This is a genomic window from Acinetobacter sp. WC-743, from assembly GCF_000335555.1.
In the GTDB taxonomy this organism is placed as follows: domain Bacteria; phylum Pseudomonadota; class Gammaproteobacteria; order Pseudomonadales; family Moraxellaceae; genus Acinetobacter; species Acinetobacter bereziniae.
On sequence record NZ_AMFQ01000078.1, the window covers coordinates 42,513 to 58,043 of the forward strand.

The 15,531-nt window shown below is 39.3% G+C and carries 18 protein-coding genes and 1 riboswitch; of the genes, 15 read left to right on the top strand and 3 right to left on the bottom strand.

Annotated elements, in window-relative coordinates; genetic code table 11:
• Positions 1–65: 65 nt before the first annotated feature.
• A riboswitch (yybP-ykoY riboswitch) is annotated at positions 66–222 on the top strand.
• Positions 223–311: 89 nt separating this feature from the next.
• The 13 genes from ACINWC743_RS10980 (at position 312) to ACINWC743_RS11040 (ending at position 11,648) form a co-directional block, all read left to right on the top strand.
• The gene (locus tag ACINWC743_RS10980) at positions 312–890 is read left to right on the top strand and encodes a TMEM165/GDT1 family protein (protein ID WP_004826097.1); all 579 of its coding nucleotides are present in this window, start codon (positions 312–314) and stop codon (positions 888–890) included.
• A gap of 216 nt (positions 891–1,106) precedes the next feature.
• Entirely contained in the window at positions 1,107–1,904 is a 798-nt protein-coding gene (locus ACINWC743_RS10985) for an MBL fold metallo-hydrolase (protein ID WP_004826099.1), read from the top strand.
• A gap of 90 nt (positions 1,905–1,994) precedes the next feature.
• Positions 1,995–2,360: a YkgJ family cysteine cluster protein gene (locus ACINWC743_RS10990; protein ID WP_026040289.1), complete on the top strand. Its 366-nt coding sequence runs from the start codon at positions 1,995–1,997 to the stop codon at positions 2,358–2,360.
• A 300-nt stretch (positions 2,361–2,660) separates the two neighbouring features.
• Positions 2,661–4,127 (top strand): IMP dehydrogenase, encoded by a 1,467-nt coding sequence (guaB, locus tag ACINWC743_RS10995; protein WP_004826103.1) that lies wholly within the window; start codon positions 2,661–2,663, stop codon positions 4,125–4,127.
• A gap of 117 nt (positions 4,128–4,244) precedes the next feature.
• Entirely contained in the window at positions 4,245–5,576 is a 1,332-nt protein-coding gene (gene glmM, locus ACINWC743_RS11000) for a phosphoglucosamine mutase (protein WP_009585519.1), read from the top strand.
• 33 nt (positions 5,577–5,609) lie between these two features.
• Positions 5,610–6,266, top strand: coding sequence for a pyridoxamine 5'-phosphate oxidase (gene pdxH, locus ACINWC743_RS11005; RefSeq protein ID WP_009585520.1), 657 nt, complete (start codon positions 5,610–5,612; stop codon positions 6,264–6,266).
• Positions 6,267–7,970, top strand: coding sequence for a single-stranded-DNA-specific exonuclease RecJ (gene recJ, locus ACINWC743_RS11010; RefSeq protein WP_009585474.1), 1,704 nt, complete (start codon positions 6,267–6,269; stop codon positions 7,968–7,970).
• Between the two features lie 320 nt (positions 7,971–8,290).
• Positions 8,291–8,833 carry a PadR family transcriptional regulator gene (locus ACINWC743_RS11015; protein WP_004826110.1) on the top strand — a complete coding sequence of 181 codons (543 nt, stop codon included), beginning with the start codon at positions 8,291–8,293 and terminating at the stop codon, positions 8,831–8,833.
• A 22-nt stretch (positions 8,834–8,855) separates the two neighbouring features.
• Positions 8,856–9,251 (top strand): Fur family transcriptional regulator, encoded by a 396-nt coding sequence (locus ACINWC743_RS11020; protein WP_004826112.1) that lies wholly within the window; start codon positions 8,856–8,858, stop codon positions 9,249–9,251.
• 18 nt (positions 9,252–9,269) lie between these two features.
• Complete coding sequence (locus ACINWC743_RS11025) at positions 9,270–9,572, top strand: DUF3861 domain-containing protein (protein ID WP_004826114.1); 303 nt, start codon at positions 9,270–9,272, stop codon at positions 9,570–9,572.
• 34 nt (positions 9,573–9,606) lie between these two features.
• Positions 9,607–9,888 (top strand): DUF2798 domain-containing protein, encoded by a 282-nt coding sequence (locus ACINWC743_RS11030; protein ID WP_009585524.1) that lies wholly within the window; start codon positions 9,607–9,609, stop codon positions 9,886–9,888.
• A 264-nt stretch (positions 9,889–10,152) separates the two neighbouring features.
• Entirely contained in the window at positions 10,153–11,100 is a 948-nt protein-coding gene (locus ACINWC743_RS11035) for a pirin family protein (RefSeq protein ID WP_009585489.1), read from the top strand.
• Positions 11,101–11,249: 149 nt separating this feature from the next.
• On the top strand, positions 11,250–11,648 hold the full coding sequence (locus ACINWC743_RS11040) for an OsmC family protein (protein ID WP_005035190.1): 399 nt from the start codon (positions 11,250–11,252) through the stop codon (positions 11,646–11,648).
• Between the two features lie 88 nt (positions 11,649–11,736).
• Here the strand turns inward: ACINWC743_RS11040 and ACINWC743_RS11045 are convergent, their stop codons facing one another.
• A complete protein-coding gene (locus ACINWC743_RS11045) occupies positions 11,737–12,183 on the bottom strand; it encodes a surface-adhesin E family protein (RefSeq protein WP_009585513.1) in 447 nt (148 codons plus the stop codon).
• A gap of 148 nt (positions 12,184–12,331) precedes the next feature.
• Between ACINWC743_RS11045 and ACINWC743_RS11050 the strand changes: the two genes are divergently transcribed.
• Positions 12,332–12,973: a glutathione S-transferase family protein gene (locus ACINWC743_RS11050; RefSeq protein ID WP_009585462.1), complete on the top strand. Its 642-nt coding sequence runs from the start codon at positions 12,332–12,334 to the stop codon at positions 12,971–12,973.
• A gap of 28 nt (positions 12,974–13,001) precedes the next feature.
• Complete coding sequence (locus ACINWC743_RS11055) at positions 13,002–13,616, top strand: alpha/beta fold hydrolase (RefSeq protein ID WP_009585463.1); 615 nt, start codon at positions 13,002–13,004, stop codon at positions 13,614–13,616.
• Here the strand turns inward: ACINWC743_RS11055 and dinB are convergent.
• Both dinB and ACINWC743_RS11065 read right to left on the bottom strand, forming a co-directional pair.
• The gene (gene dinB, locus ACINWC743_RS11060) at positions 13,605–14,660 is read right to left on the bottom strand and encodes a DNA polymerase IV (RefSeq protein WP_009585518.1); all 1,056 of its coding nucleotides are present in this window, start codon (positions 14,658–14,660) and stop codon (positions 13,605–13,607) included. The genes ACINWC743_RS11055 and dinB overlap by 12 nt on opposite strands.
• A 117-nt stretch (positions 14,661–14,777) precedes the next feature.
• Positions 14,778–15,521 carry a GH25 family lysozyme gene (locus tag ACINWC743_RS11065; RefSeq protein ID WP_009585484.1) on the bottom strand — a complete coding sequence of 248 codons (744 nt, stop codon included), beginning with the start codon at positions 15,519–15,521 and terminating at the stop codon, positions 14,778–14,780.
• Positions 15,522–15,531 lie beyond the last annotated feature (10 nt).

Consider the following 15,531-nt stretch of genomic DNA (forward strand, 5'->3'; position numbering starts at 1 on the left):
TTGATTGGTGTTTAAGATATTGAATAGTAAAAATTGAAAATAAACTGAAAAGCATTGTAGAATAGTTGTACTTCATTGGGGAGTAGCCGCTGTTTGTTATCAATACGATAATAAATGGGTGATGATCAACATAATTACTCAACAGAGTATGGTCATCATAGCAAAGAACCAATTTAGCTGAAGGCATGTACTCAGCTATCTTTTGTTGGCAAGACCTTTGATTTATCACTCCGCGTTGGATAGGTGACTATTCATATTGGCTAGCAGGAGGGGTAAGTCATCGGTAAATATTGCTAGCCAGAGACTTTGACATGTTAAATGCCTTCCTCATCTCTTTGGTGGTTGTTGCTTTATCCGAAATGGGCGATAAAACGCAACTACTCGCATTACTTCTTGCTGCACGTTTCCGTAAACCTATTCCGATTTTATTCGCGATTCTGATTGCGACATTGGTCAATCATGGCGTGTCAGCTGTGCTGGGGCAATGGATTACCACGGTACTCAGTCCAACTGTTCTGTTATGGATTGTTTCACTGGGCTTTATCGCCATGGCGGGTTGGATGCTGATTCCAGACGAACTGGATGATGAATCTGAAAGCATCAATAAATGGCAGAAATATGGGGTCTTTGGTGCAACATTTGTGTTGTTCTTCCTGGCTGAAATCGGTGATAAAACTCAAATTGCGACCGTAGCACTTGCTGCACGTTTTGACAGTATCGGATGGGTCACTCTAGGGACTACACTGGGCATTATGTTGGTCAATGCACCTGCTGTATTTATTGGTAATAAGTTGGCAGATAAATTACCAATTTCTTTAATTCATAAAATTGGTGCAGCGATATTCTTTATCATCGGTGTTGCCGCATTGGTACAACATTACTTTTTTTAAGGCTGTTTTGTCGATGCGGCTTTAAGCTGTGATTGGATCAGCACCTTTTCAAGATAAAAAACTCAACCTAGTGTTGGGTTTTTTATTATTTTGAGAATAATCACACAAATAATCATAAAACTTAGGTTGTATATTTATTGTAACTTTGAAGAAAACCTTATATGTTGTATGGGATAAATAAAGATTTATTTTAAAAAAGGTTTTGGGGTTCTGGGTATGGCTTTAGATCGCACCACATCGCAAGTTTTGTTTGATAATGGCACACATAAATGTATTAGTTTTACCAGTTTGGTGAAAGGCGAAGGTGTACAAGCCAATCAATTTTTGATTCTCAATAATGAACGTGCAGCAGTTTTGGATCCAGGTGGTGATTTAACTTATGTACCTTTAACTATGGAATTAAATAAATACACACGTTTGCAAAACCTAGACTATGTGATGGCATCTCATCAAGACCCTGACATTATTACCTCAATGCCACGTTGGTTAGTGTATACCGATGCTAAAGTGGTCGCTTCTAAGTTGTGGGCGCGCTTTTTACCTCACTTAAATTCCGCTTTTATGAGTGACCGTATGAAAGGCGGTTGGCTAGAGCGTTTGATTGAGTTACCTGATCAAGGGGGTTCGATTCCTTTGGGTGAAACTCGAATTATTGTCGTTCCTGCACATTTCTTACATTCAGTAGGGAATTTTCAGTTTTACGACCCCATCTCTAAAATTTTATTTTCTGGGGATATGGGGGCATCTATTGTTGATGATGCATCTACACCGATAGATGATTTTAATAGTCATATTCCAAGTATGCGTGGTTTTCATCAACGGTATATGTGTACCAACAGAATCATTCGCTTATGGGTGAAAATGGTGCGTCAGATGGATATTGAGATGATCGTACCTCAGCATGGCAAACCTTTTATTGGAAAGGAAATGATCAATCAATTTTTAGATTGGATTGAAAATTTACAGTGTGGTGTTGATTTGATGGATGAGACCGTGTTTACCTGTCCTCAATAAAAAAACTCAAAAAATCTATTGTGTTTGGATACGACTTTTTTTAGGATTTTCTTGCCAAAATCTTAAACTGATAACGAGAATCTTAAAAAAATGTTGTCACAAATCTCAGCACAGGATGCGTGCTTAAACTGTGGGGCGTGTTGCGCCTTTTTCCGAGTCTCATTTTATTGGGCGGAGGGAGAAGCAATGCCTTCAGATTATGTAGAACCGTTAACTGCAGTATATTCATGTATGCAAGGGACCAATCAAAAACAACCCCGTTGTATTGCATTGGATGGTGTTGTTGGACAGCAGGTCAGTTGTACCATGTATGAACAACGCAGTTCATCTTGTAAAGAGGTGCAGGCTGGGGATGCACAATGTGCCAAAGCAAGGCAGGCACATAATTTAATTCCCTTGATTGATATTGATGTCATGACACCCAGTAATGATGAAGATTTTGATCAGGTGTGCTAATGCTGCAATGGAGAAGTTTAGGATATGAGAAGATTTTTTTACAAGAGATACAAGCTCTAATCATATATTGAGTCGTTTTTTGACAGTAGCCTAGTGTTGTTTAAAAAGCAGAGACTGTCAGCTGACAGTTTACTGTGGTGTTAAATCCACTATAATTTTATATTCAAAGCCCATTTTTATTTCAATAAGATACTGAAAAATAAAGGGTGATTGAGAATAAGATAAATCCGCACAATAAAAAATGAAAATTGAACGGAAATTTGTATATAATAGCTCACGGAAATTACCAGCGAGACTGTTATGTTGACCATCGTTCAAGAAGCGTTAACCTTCGATGATGTCTTATTACTCCCTGCCTATTCTACTATCCTCCCAAAAGATGTCTCTCTAAAGACACGCCTCACACGCGGCATTCAACTGAACATACCTATGGTTTCAGCAGCAATGGATACAGTGACTGAGTCACGTATGGCAATTGCAATGGCGCAAAATGGTGGTATCGGTATTTTACATAAAAACATGGATATTTCTGCGCAAGCTGCAGAAGTTCGCCGTGTGAAAAAATTTGAAGCAGGCATGGTGAAAGATCCTATCACCGTGACTCCTGAAACGACGATTCGTGACTTGATTGCGATTACTCAAGCCAACAATATCAGTGGTGTACCTGTTGTTAAAGACGGCAAGGTTGTTGGAATTGTGACAGGACGAGATACTCGTTTTGTGACCAATTTAGAGCAACCTGTAAGTAACATCATGACCGGGCAAGATCGTCTTGTGACTGTTCGTGAAAATGAGTCTAAAGAAAATATTCAAGCATTGTTACAACAACATCGCATTGAAAAAGTGTTGGTGGTGGATGATAACCATGCCTTAAAAGGTTTGATTACTGTCACTGATTTCCGCAAAGCAGAATCTTATCCAAATAGCTGTAAAGACGAATTAGGTCGTTTACGTGTTGGTGCTGCGGTGGGTACTGGTGCAGAAACGCCAAGCCGTGTTGAAGCTTTAGTAGAAGCAGGTGTCGATGCGATTGTGGTAGATACTGCGCATGGTCACTCTGCAGGCGTGATTGAGCGTGTACGTTGGGTCAAAGCCAATTTCCCACAAGTTCAAGTCATTGGCGGAAATATCGCAACAGGTGATGCGGCATTGGCATTGCTTGACGCGGGTGCAGATGCTGTAAAAGTCGGGATTGGTCCTGGTTCAATCTGTACAACACGTATTGTTGCGGGTATTGGTATGCCGCAAATTTCAGCAATTGATAGTGTTGCAAATGCACTGAAAGATCAAATTCCGTTAATTGCTGATGGTGGTATTCGCTTCTCTGGCGATATGGCGAAAGCGATTGGTGCTGGTGCAAGTACCATTATGGTGGGTTCACTCATGGCAGGTACTGAAGAAGCACCTGGTGAAGTTGAATTCTTCCAAGGTCGTTACTACAAAGCTTACCGTGGTATGGGTTCTTTGGGTGCAATGGCAGGTGCAACAGGTTCTGCAGACCGTTATTTCCAAGACTCTAAAGCAGGTGCTGAAAAGTTAGTTCCAGAAGGTATTGAAGGTCGTGTACCTTACAAAGGACCAATGGGTAACATCGTACATCAAATGATGGGCGGTTTACGTTCATCAATGGGCTATACAGGTTCCGCAACCATTGAAGATCTTCGCCAAAATGCAAAATTTGTGAAAATTACTGCAGCAGGTATGCAAGAGTCGCATGTGCATGATGTCACGATTACTAAAGAAGCACCGAACTATCGAGTGGGTTAATCTTTTGTAATATTTTGATTGAAAAAAGCCGTCAGTTTATGACGGCTTTTTTATTTTGGTGTAAAGTATAAACGTGAAAAATTGATTGTTATACAACGCATAATAAGTGGGTAAAAAATGAGTTATTTCGGTACAGATGGGATTCGTGGAAAATTTGGTGAACTCCCAATTACCCCTGAATTTGCACTTAAATTGGGGTTTGCCGCGGGTAAAGTATTAAAGCAAATTAGCCCAAAAACAAAACCTATTGTGGTTTTAGGTAAAGATACACGTTTATCTGGTTATATTCTTGAAGCAGCATTACAGGCAGGCTTAAATGCAGCAGGTGTTTATGTGCACTTGTTAGGACCGTTACCTACCCCAGCGATTGCCCATTTAACGCGTGCATTGCATGCCAATTTAGGGATCGTCATTTCTGCATCACACAATCCTTATTTTGATAATGGCATTAAATTTTTCTCAGATGAAGGCAAGAAACTACCTGATACGATTCAAGAAGCGATTAACCGTGAATTAGAAAAAGATATAGTCATTGAAGACACCGCCAACTTGGGTAAAAGTGTACGTGTTAAAGATGCCAATGGGCGATATATTGAATTTTGTAAATCGACGTTCCCGTATCATTTCAATTTACGCCATTTAAAAATTGTTGTGGATTGCGCCAATGGTGCAGCTTATAGCGTGGGTCCTGCGGTGTTTCGTGAATTGGGTGCTAAAGTGATTGCACTTTATAATGATCCTGATGGTTTAAATATCAATAAAGATTGTGGGTCAACACATCCTGAAAACTTACAAAAAGCTGTAGTGGAGCATCAAGCAGATTTAGGCATTGCTTTTGATGGCGACGCTGACCGTGTTGTTTTGGTTGATCGTCATGGAAAGCTGGTAGATGGTGACCATATTCTTTATATCTTAGCCACACAGTCCTCACAGAAACCAGCAGGTGTAGTGGGTACAGTGATGAGTAACATGGCTTTGGAATTGGCATTGGAAAAGGCAAAAGTACCTTTTGTACGTGCTAAAGTGGGTGACCGCTATGTTTTACAAAATCTAGAAGAAAACAACTGGGTCATTGGCGGTGAGCCATCAGGTCATATTTTGACTTTAGACAAGAGCACCACAGGTGATGCCATTATCGCGGCACTGCAAGTATTGACGGTGTTGGTTGAGCAAAATAAAGCTTTGGATGAATTGGTCGCCGAGTTTAAAACTTTGCCCAATGTTTTGGTCAATGTACGCCTTGAACAAATGTTTGACCCATATGCAGTGCCTGCCTTGGTTGCTGAATTTGATAAAGCAGAAACATTACTCAAAGGGCGTGGTCGAATTTTAATTCGTAAATCTGGGACTGAACCGATTATCCGTGTTATGGTAGAAGGTGATGATTTGCAAGAAGTCACTGATTTAGCAAATCATTTAGCAGATGTTGTACGCAAAAATGCTGCCTAAAAATAGTATCTAATCTGTAGAAGGTTTGGGTTCATGAGTGATGTGATTAAAGATTTAAGCGAGCTTCGTTTAACCTATCAGAAAGGTGAACTGCATGAGGAACAGGTGGACGCCCATCCACACCAACAGTTTCTCAATTGGTTTAATTTGGCTTTAGAAGCCAAACTTCATGAACCTTATGCAATGTCCCTAGCGACGGCAAATGCACAAGGTCGCCCGCATGTGAGGACAGTGTTATTGCGTGGTGCAACCGAAGCTGGTTATGACTTTTATACCAACTATGACAGTCAAAAAGGTTTGGATTTAGCTGAAAATCCTTTTGCAGAACTTCTCTTTTACTGGCCGGAGTTGGAGCGCCAAGTCCGTGTTAGTGGTCAAGTCGAGAAAATATCTGAGCAAGAGTCTACTGATTATTATCACAAGCGTCCACGCGATAGCCAAATTGCAGCGCATATCAGTACACCTCAAAGTGGGGTGATTGCGAATCGTGAACAACTTCAACAACGCTTTCAAGCACTGTATGATCAAGTTGCGGAGAAAGACCAACTGGTAAAACCTGAGTTTTGGGGAGGCTATCGTTTGCAACCCGACTATTATGAGTTTTGGCAAGGTCGTCCAAATCGTTTACATGATCGTTTAACGTATGAAAAAACAGATGGATTTTGGAAATTACAACGTTTGATGCCATAAATGCAAAAAATACAAATTAAACAACGACCACTGTTGACACGCCCTGATCATTTTCAGGGCGTATCACCGTTTATTGCTGAACTTTTGGCAAGACGTGGAGTACAGTCGGAACAAGAACTTGATTTAAAACTGAAATATTTACTTGCACCCAAAATGAAAGGTTTGGAGCAGGCGATTCAGATTATCGACCAAGCCATAGATGAACAGAAAAAAATCGTCATTGTGGGGGATTATGATGCCGATGGTGCGACCAGTACAGCACTGATGATATTGGCTTTAAATGAAATGGGAGCAAATGTTCAATATCTAGTGCCTGATCGTTTTAAATATGGTTATGGTCTCACCCCTAAGATTGCCGATTTAGCTTTTGAAAAATTTCAACCCGATTTATTGGTCACTGTAGATAATGGAATTTCCAGTCATGCAGGAGTTGATCAAGCGCATTTACTGGGTATGCAGGTCATTATTACCGACCACCATTTGACTACGAAGCAAACACCTCAAGCTGAAGCTGTGGTGAATCCGAATCAACTGGGATGTGAGTTTCCAAGCAAGGCATTGGCGGGTGTGGGGGTTGCTTTTTATTTATTGGCGAATTTAAGCAGTCATCGTGCAAAACTTGCTAAATCGACTGCAAAAATGCAGCAATATTTAGATTTGGTTGCTTTAGGCACTTATGCCGATGTGGCAAGTCTGGATTATAACAACCGGATTTTGGTCGATGCAGGTGTGAAGCGAATTCAGCAAAATCAGTGTCGTGCTGGAATCAGTGCATTGTTGGATATCGCAGGGCGTGATCCAGCTGAGTTAAAAGCTTCTGATTTAGGGTTTGTCTTAGGTCCTCGAATTAATGCGGCAGGACGTATGGAAACCATGGATATTGGGATTGAATGTCTATTGGCAACTGATATGCAAACTGCCTATGCATTGGCGCGTCAGTTGAACGATTTAAATTTGGAGCGCCGTCAAGTTGAATCACAAATAAAGCAAGAAGCACTGACTGAGCTAGAACAACTTGAATTAGACCAAGACAATTTACCCGCTGCGTTGGTGATGTTTGAAGAGCATTGGCATCAAGGCGTGATTGGTATTGTTGCGGGGCGTTTAAAAGAGCAGTTTCATCGTCCGAGTATTGTATTTGCTGCCGATAAAGATGGCATTCATATCAAAGGATCTGCTCGCTCGATAGAGGGTATCCATATTCGAGATATGATTGAAAAAGTGGCAGAACAGTATCCTGATTTAATTAGCCATTTTGGTGGTCATGCTGCTGCGGCAGGTTTGACCATTCAAAAGCAAGATTTTGAAGCATTTAAGCAGCGTTTTACTGAACTGGTTGCTCAATCAGATGAATCTCTGTTTCAAGCAGTGTTATGGACAGACGGTGAATTACCTGCTCAAGCCTTTCAACTGCAAACGGTTGATACGCTCGAACAATTGGGTCCTTGGGGACAAAAGTTTCCTGCCCCTGTGTTCGAAGGGCAGTTTAAGGTGATTGACTACCGCTGGCTGAAAGATGCTCATTTAAAATTGCGTTTGGCTTTAGCAGATGGGCAGGCTGTGGATGCTATTGCATTTAATGTTCGCGATAAATTTAATTTTGATCCAATGCAGGATCGTGTTCGTATCGTCTATGAGTTAGATAAAAATCAATTCAATGGCAATGTGAGTTTGCAATTGCGAATGTTGCATTTGGAACAGTAATTTCAAATAAAAAAGCGCTGATATAGACGCTTTTTTATTGGCATATCATTAAAAATATAATGAGTAAACTATACGAATAAAAACAAGCCATGTGCTGATTCAATCGGCAAAAGGATTCAAATCTGCTGATATTTCTGAATTGATCATGTCCACTTTAAGAATTGAAAGAATGTCTTTTTCATATCTTAAGCAATATCTCCTTATATAATTAATTTAATATAAATCAATTGATTGTGATTTATCATAAATATTTTATTGTATTAAGATACATTAAGATATATCTTAATATGTATAAATTAATCAATTTGAGAAAAATAAAGATGAAATCAGCTCAGCATGATCATTCACAGCATGACTTTGAACATCGTGGTCATCATCCAGAAAAAGGCTATGCTGGACGTAGAGGTCGCTTATTTGAATCGGGAAAAATGAAGCTTTTGGTACTTCATCTGATTGAACAGCAAGCCAAACATGGTTATGAAATTATCAAGGACATTAGTGATCTGGTGGGTGGCGGCTATACACCCAGTTCAGGCACTATTTATCCCACACTGACCTATCTTGAAGAAATAGGCTTTGTTCGGGTAGAGAGTACGGCGGATGATCGCAAGCAATATCATATTACTGACGCTGGAAAGTTACACTTAAAAGAGCAACAACAACACATTCAACATTTATTAGCGCGTTTAGAAACGCGTCGTGAAATTCATGAAAATGACCAATATTTGGATGTGCATCGCGCCATGGAAAATTTAAAAACGGCGTTGCGTTTAAAGCTCAAAGGTAAAGATTTTAATGCAGAACAGGTCAGACAAGTTGCTGAGATCATTGATCAAGCAGCTGTAAAGATTGGGCGTTTATAGCATGACATCCAAAAGGTGAGACATGAATATTGAAATCCAACAGAAATTACGTCACGCAAACTTAAAAATTACTCAGGCACGAGTGATTGTATTCAAAGCCTTATCAGATCAAAAAGCACAACTGACGGCTAAACAAATTTATCAGCAGTTATATCTGAACAATCAGCAGATTAGCTTATCCACCATCTATCGTGTAGTGAGTGACTTAGAAAGGGCGGGTTTGGTGAGTCAAAAATTGAATGGTAGAGATGAAGCACGCTATGCCTTGATTAACAAGTCCGAAGCTGAATTTCTCAACATTCATTGTGCTGATCTGAAACAGATCAATAAATCCTCTTTGATTGAATCACTGGAAAAGGTTTTCCAACAATTCAATATCGATATTTTAGAGATTGAATTTAACAACACATTACACTAGAAGGTTTAGAGAAAGAGTATGAAACAACATCAATACCACGTGAGCGTACAGCATCTTGCAGATGCCAAAGGTCAACCATCAAACTACAGTGAAAATATCGAATTTAATGTGGGAAACCACGACGATATTTTTGAAATTGTTGAACGTTTAAAAAAAGCTGAGTTTTTTGATGATGAGACAACAAAGGCATTTGCAGTAGGACTCAAATTGTTTTTAGAAGTGATGATTACCCATCGTGATCATATTTTATTTAAAGACTTTGAACCCGCAGTAAAACAATTTATGAAAAATTTAAAGCAAAATGTAAAGAAAGAGGCATGATGATTAAAACAGATACATTTAGAGTGTTGGTATAATGCAAGCAAAATCTACAATGATCGTGGGTAAAATTCCCAAATTACCCGCAAAATATGCCAATTGGTTGATGCCATTTTTCCTTTCAGGATTAATGAGTGCCACTATTTCTATGATTAATTTATGGAAAAATGTGGGATGGTTTGATGCATTTTTTACAAAATGGTTCGATGTCTGGCTATTTTCATGGATGATTGCCTTTCCAACGGTATTGATATTTTTACCGATCGTCCGTCGATTTACTGGACTATTTGTAAACCTAACACCGCCGCCAGCACCTTAAACAAAAAGTTCTGAAAATGGATGGTGTTGGATGGAGATTAGGTCTAGAGCATTTTAAGCGCAAGCCAATATCAGAAAATACAACATCACCAGTGGAGCATCACCATCCTCATAACAAAAACCACACTATTATTGTCCTATTCATAGTATTCAGCGTATTAAGATAGCTATAGGTTGATGGATATAAAACCGATAGGCTAGATATATTGAAATAGCAGATGTTGAAAGAACATCCTGAGCTGATGAACAACTTTAGGATAACAAAATGACCAATACCAACTATACCGAGATTTCTAATTCTGACGATTGTGAAAAATATGTGAATCAATTTATTCAAGATTTTCCAATTCGCTCAGCAGAAATAGGCAGAGGCACTGTCATTAAACGTGCATTACCAAGTCGTCAGAAACGTATGATAGGGGCATGGTGCTTTTTAGATCACGCAGGACCAGTGACATTTCCTCAGGGAGATGGATTGGATGTTGGACCACATCCACATATCGGGCTACAGACTTTTACGTGGATGATTGAAGGCACAATGATGCATACAGACAGCATTGGCTCAAAACAATTGATTCGCCCAAAGCAAGTTAATTTGATGACGGCAGGTTACGGAATTTCTCATACAGAAGTTGCACCTGATACCGAAACCCGAATGCATGCGGCACAACTGTGGATCGCCTTGCCTGATGATAAAATCAATATGGCACCTCAATTTGACCATTATCCAGTTTTGCCAATTGTAGAAAAAGACAATATTGAATTCACTGTATTAGTTGGTGAATTTATGGATACCGTGTCTCCAGTCCAAGTTCATACAGAATTATTGGGCATTGATTTTTTTGCCAAAGAACAGACCAAAACCCGTATTCCACTTAATCCAAAATTTGAGTATGGATTTATGGCTTTAGAGGGTGATGCAATCGTCAATGGTCACGATTTAAATAGTGACAATATGGTGGTGCTGGAACCTGGAATCTCCCAGATTGAAGTGGAACTTCCGAAAGGTTCTCGTTTGTTGTTGATTGGTGGAGAACCCTTTGAGTCGCCTATTTTATTGTGGTGGAACCTTGTGGGGCGTACTCAAGAGGAACTGAAAACAGCGACAGAGCAATGGATCAATCAAGATGCCCGTTTTGGAACAATTCCTGATTATGATGGTCCACGTTTAGAAGCCCCAGCATTTCCAGATAAGATGCGACCATCGAAGTAATCGGTGCCATGATTGATTGCTGATCTTGAGACAGGAGCTTAAATTAAACAATTTGCGTTAAAGGCTCATCCCTTAGCGCAAATACTGAGCTTACAAAGTTTCATCTAAACGAAGGTTAAATAAAAATTTCAATATTATAGGAAAATAAAATGGCAATTATTGCAAATGCAAAAGTAAAAACTTATCCAGAACCATGGTCTGGCGAAGTGCTCAGTGGTAAGCACCAACTGATTACTGATAAACCTGAATCTTTTGGTGGGCAAGACAAAGGTTTAGCACCTTATGATTTTGTTTGTTCGGGTTTGATTTCCTGTACGATGATTACGTTACGGATGTATGCGCAACATAAAGGTTTTGATTTGGGCGAGTTCACAGTTGAAGCAGATTTTAATGCCAACAAAGAAGGTAAAGAATGGATTGAACGCCGTTTATCATTTGCCAATGCTTTATCAGAAGAGTTGCACCAAAAGGTATTAGACATTTGCCAAAAAACACCCGTCACCAAAACCTTGTTACGTAGTGTAGAAATCAATACCTCGATTATTTGAGTGATATTGAAAAAACAATTTGATTTGGAAAAGACATTCTGTTGAGTAACAAAGTGTCTTTTTTTATCTGGTCAATATTGCTGATAACTTATTTACAACTGATGTCATAAATTTGTGTATAAAACTGACCTTGGTTTAAGGGCTTAAAATCTAAATCATCAAAAGAATAAAACGCAGCACCAGTTTCGCCGTCATGACTCAAGGTAATGTCATCAAATTTTTTTACGAGTTTGCTGTTTGAGGTTTGTCCTGCAAAGTAATCAGCACCTCGGAGGGCAATAGTTTTCCCTTTACAGTCGACAATAAGTTGTTTAATCACAGATTGATAAGGCAGATCAGTGTTTCGTTTGATTGGCGCAGTATATTTTTCGTAGATCACCGCTTGTTTAAATGAATCACGAATCACTTTATTTGCCTTACTGTCAATAAAGGCTTGACCTTGGGGCTCAATAGCTCCAAGCAAAATAAGTTTGGGCTGATAGGAATATGCATTGGCGCATGCCAATAATAGAGTTAAACCGAGTAAATGCTTCATTTTTATTTTCAGTATGGCTGATATTCAGACAGATTATAAACACAGTCATTCCAGAGCACACTTAAAAAAGTGTTAAAAATAGAGTAATTCAATTGTTGAAAAGCCAAGATCAATCTATAGTCAGAACACAATAATTGAGGCAATAAAAATGATTACATTACATCATCTGGATCAATCACGCTCGTTACGGATTATTTGGGCTTTGGAGGAGTTGGGGCTTGAATACCAAATTAAGCATTATAAGCGTTTGCCTACCTTAGCTGCACCGCCAGAGTTAAAAGCTGTTCATCCACTTGGAAAGTCTCCTGTGTTGACGGATGGTGATTTAACAATTGCTGAATCTGCGGTAATTTTAGACTATCTTCAAACGACCTATGATAGCAAAAATCAGTTTAAACCTCAGAATCCTCAAGATCTGATGCAATATAACTATTGGATGCATTATGCAGAAGGTTCTTTAATGCCTTATTTGGTGATGACTTTGGTGATGACCAATATGCCGAAACATGTACCGTTTTTGATTCGACCGATAGCAAAAAAAATCTCCGAAGGGGTACGTGGTGGTTTTATCAATCCACGTTTAAAAGAGCATTCTGCATTCTTGGAAGACTATTTTAGCCAGCATGATTATGCGGCAGGGGAGTTCTCCTTTGCGGATATTCAGATGAGCTTCCCTGTGATAGCAATGCAGCAACGTACTCAAAATAAGATGCCTCAAATTGCAGCTTATGCGGAACGCATTCAACAGCGACCTGCTTATCAACGTGCTAAAGCAAAAAGCGGCGATTAATTGTTTGAAAGCTCAAAGTGAAGTCTAAATGAATTTGATCTTTTTACCGGGTGCATCTGGAAGTACTGAATTTTGGCAACCTGTGATGCAAAACTTGTCGATGAATTATGCAAAAACCGTGATTGCCTATCCAAGCTTTGGGGGATACCCAGATCACCCTCAAATTCATAGTTTTGAAGATCTACAGACTTATGTCCTTGATCAGATTGAACAACCATCGATATTGATTGCGCAGTCTATGGGAGGCATCTTTGCTGTCCAAGCAGCATTGCAGAAACCAGAATGGGTTAAGGGACTGGTATTGGTTGCAACTTCAGGAGGAATCAATTTAGCTCCATTTCATGTGACGGATTGGCGAGAAGACTATCGCCAAACTTTTGCTGTGCCAAGTTGGTTTATGGATCATAGATCTTATTTGGATGATGTATTAACCCAGATTTCTTGCCCTGTTCTATTAATCTGGGGTGATTCAGATCCAATCAGTCCAGTTAAAGTCGGTGAATATTTGCAGGACAAAATCAAAAATTCAATATTGCATGTCATTCCACAAGGTGAGCATGATTTAGCTCATGTTTTTGCAGATCAAGTGACAGAATGGGTTGAAGATTTTCTTTCCGAACATGAATGTACTTTACCACAATGACAATTGTGACTCGTCTTGTAGATCTGTGAGTTGGTATAGACCCACGCCAATTAAACGGAATTGAAAATGCTCAGGAATCTGCATTTCATTCAATAAGATTTGAACCACTTGAGTCATTTCTTGTGGTGATTTAAGTGCAGTCTTAAAACTCTTACTGTGTTGTAGTACCTGAAAATTCTTTAATTTCAGTTTGACGGTCACACCTCGCGCTTGCATCTGTTTCTTTTCTAAACTGAGCCAAACCCTTGAGATTAAATTGTCCCAATAGATTGCACATTGTTCGAGATTAAAATCGTCATCAAATGTGGTTTCTTTTGAAATTTGCTGACGTTGCCGTTCTGCTTGTACAGGTCGATCATCTATGCCTTGAGCATATAAAAACAACTGTTTGCCATATTTACCGAAATGATGAATTAAGATATTTTCTTCAATTTTTTGCAAGTCGCCCAATGTTTCTAAATTTAAACTTTTGAGTTTTTCTTGAGTAACTTTACCCACGCCAGGAATTTTTTTTAGGGCTAAATCTTGAATAAAATTTTGCACTTGGCTGGGTCTAATGATGCAAATCCCGTTGGGCTTGTTCCAATCTGAAGCGACTTTGGCAAGGAATTTATTTGGTGCAACGCCTGCGGATGCAGTAAGACCCGTTTGTTGGAAAATATCAGCACGAATTCGTTCAGCGACTTCTGTGGCACTGGGAATATTGAGTAAGTTTTCAGTCACATCAAGATAAGCTTCATCTAAAGACAAAGGTTCAATGAGTGATGTATATTTTTGAAAAATTTCATGAATTTGACGAGAAACATCACGATATTTTTCAAAATTAGGTTCAATCACATAGACTTGTGGGCAACGTTTTTTCGCTTGTGACATCGACATGGCAGAGCGTAAGCCGAACTCACGGGCAGGGTAAGATGCCGCAGCAATCACCGCCCGAGGGTGATGTGAAGAAATCACCACAGGTAAATGCCTTAATTCAGGACGTTCAAGTAGTTCCACAGATGCATAGAATGCATCCATGTCGATATGGATGATTTTTCTCATGAATGACACAGTGTTACAGCGCTGTGTGTTTATTCTAACCGATCTTGATTTGTTGTAAGTGGTGAATTTGGTGTTTGGTAGCGAATCTGCGACAGTCTGTGTCGAGATGATGGTTGGCTAATTTAACTTATTCTGTTGTAAAAACTGTTTCCACTGTTCAGCATCTCCATAAAAAACATTTAAATCAACATTTTTAGCAATACCTTGAATTGTTCCCTGATTGGTATTTTGCCAAAAAGTCCATTCACGACCATCTTTTAAATCAGGCTTATCTTTATACTCACGAATCCAAATCGGTGTGTCCTTAAATTCGCCTGTAAGAACCATGTTATAAAATACTTTGGACGTGTAAAAAATGGGTTGTTTAGCATAATGTTGATGCAACTGATCATGTATGATTTTGATTTGTTTCAGTAATTGCTCTTTGGTGTAAGTGTTGATACAGGCACTGTCATATTCCAAGTCGATGACAGGGGGCAAGGCATTACTTTTATTGGGTACTGTTTTGATAAAGTTTTGTGCTTGAATTGCGCCGTCTCGACACAAACGGAAAAAGTGATATGCACCTACACGCATACCACGTTCACGTGCTTCTAACCAGTAATCCTGAAATTTATCATCTTGATAATCTCCGCCTTCAGTGGCTTTGAGATAAACAAATTGATACTGCTGAGGAGAGATTTTTTTCCAATCGATCTCACCTTGATGATGTGATACATCGAAACCACGAATAACATAATCTTGAGCACCAGCATTTTGTGGATAAAACACAGCCAAGTAACTGGCGATACCCAATAAACTGATACATCCGATACTGGTGAAGATAGAACGATATTTAGGTTGGTGTTTCACAAAAATCATCCTGTTGCCA

Coding starts and splice junctions, on each gene's coding strand:
- ACINWC743_RS11065 (WP_009585484.1), bottom strand. CDS start 15,521: ATGATTTTTGTGAAACACCAACCTAAATATCGTTCTATCTTCACCAGT.
- ACINWC743_RS11040 (WP_005035190.1), top strand. CDS start 11,250: ATGGCAATTATTGCAAATGCAAAAGTAAAAACTTATCCAGAACCATGG.
- ACINWC743_RS10990 (WP_026040289.1), top strand. CDS start 1,995: ATGTTGTCACAAATCTCAGCACAGGATGCGTGCTTAAACTGTGGGGCG.
- ACINWC743_RS11035 (WP_009585489.1), top strand. CDS start 10,153: ATGACCAATACCAACTATACCGAGATTTCTAATTCTGACGATTGTGAA.
- ACINWC743_RS11045 (WP_009585513.1), bottom strand. CDS start 12,183: ATGAAGCATTTACTCGGTTTAACTCTATTATTGGCATGCGCCAATGCA.
- ACINWC743_RS11025 (WP_004826114.1), top strand. CDS start 9,270: ATGAAACAACATCAATACCACGTGAGCGTACAGCATCTTGCAGATGCC.
- ACINWC743_RS10985 (WP_004826099.1), top strand. CDS start 1,107: ATGGCTTTAGATCGCACCACATCGCAAGTTTTGTTTGATAATGGCACA.
- ACINWC743_RS11050 (WP_009585462.1), top strand. CDS start 12,332: ATGATTACATTACATCATCTGGATCAATCACGCTCGTTACGGATTATT.
- dinB (WP_009585518.1), bottom strand. CDS start 14,660: ATGAGAAAAATCATCCATATCGACATGGATGCATTCTATGCATCTGTG.
- guaB (WP_004826103.1), top strand. CDS start 2,661: ATGTTGACCATCGTTCAAGAAGCGTTAACCTTCGATGATGTCTTATTA.
- ACINWC743_RS11020 (WP_004826112.1), top strand. CDS start 8,856: ATGAATATTGAAATCCAACAGAAATTACGTCACGCAAACTTAAAAATT.
- recJ (WP_009585474.1), top strand. CDS start 6,267: ATGCAAAAAATACAAATTAAACAACGACCACTGTTGACACGCCCTGAT.
- ACINWC743_RS10980 (WP_004826097.1), top strand. CDS start 312: ATGTTAAATGCCTTCCTCATCTCTTTGGTGGTTGTTGCTTTATCCGAA.
- glmM (WP_009585519.1), top strand. CDS start 4,245: ATGAGTTATTTCGGTACAGATGGGATTCGTGGAAAATTTGGTGAACTC.
- ACINWC743_RS11030 (WP_009585524.1), top strand. CDS start 9,607: ATGCAAGCAAAATCTACAATGATCGTGGGTAAAATTCCCAAATTACCC.
- ACINWC743_RS11015 (WP_004826110.1), top strand. CDS start 8,291: ATGAAATCAGCTCAGCATGATCATTCACAGCATGACTTTGAACATCGT.
- ACINWC743_RS11055 (WP_009585463.1), top strand. CDS start 13,002: ATGAATTTGATCTTTTTACCGGGTGCATCTGGAAGTACTGAATTTTGG.
- pdxH (WP_009585520.1), top strand. CDS start 5,610: ATGAGTGATGTGATTAAAGATTTAAGCGAGCTTCGTTTAACCTATCAG.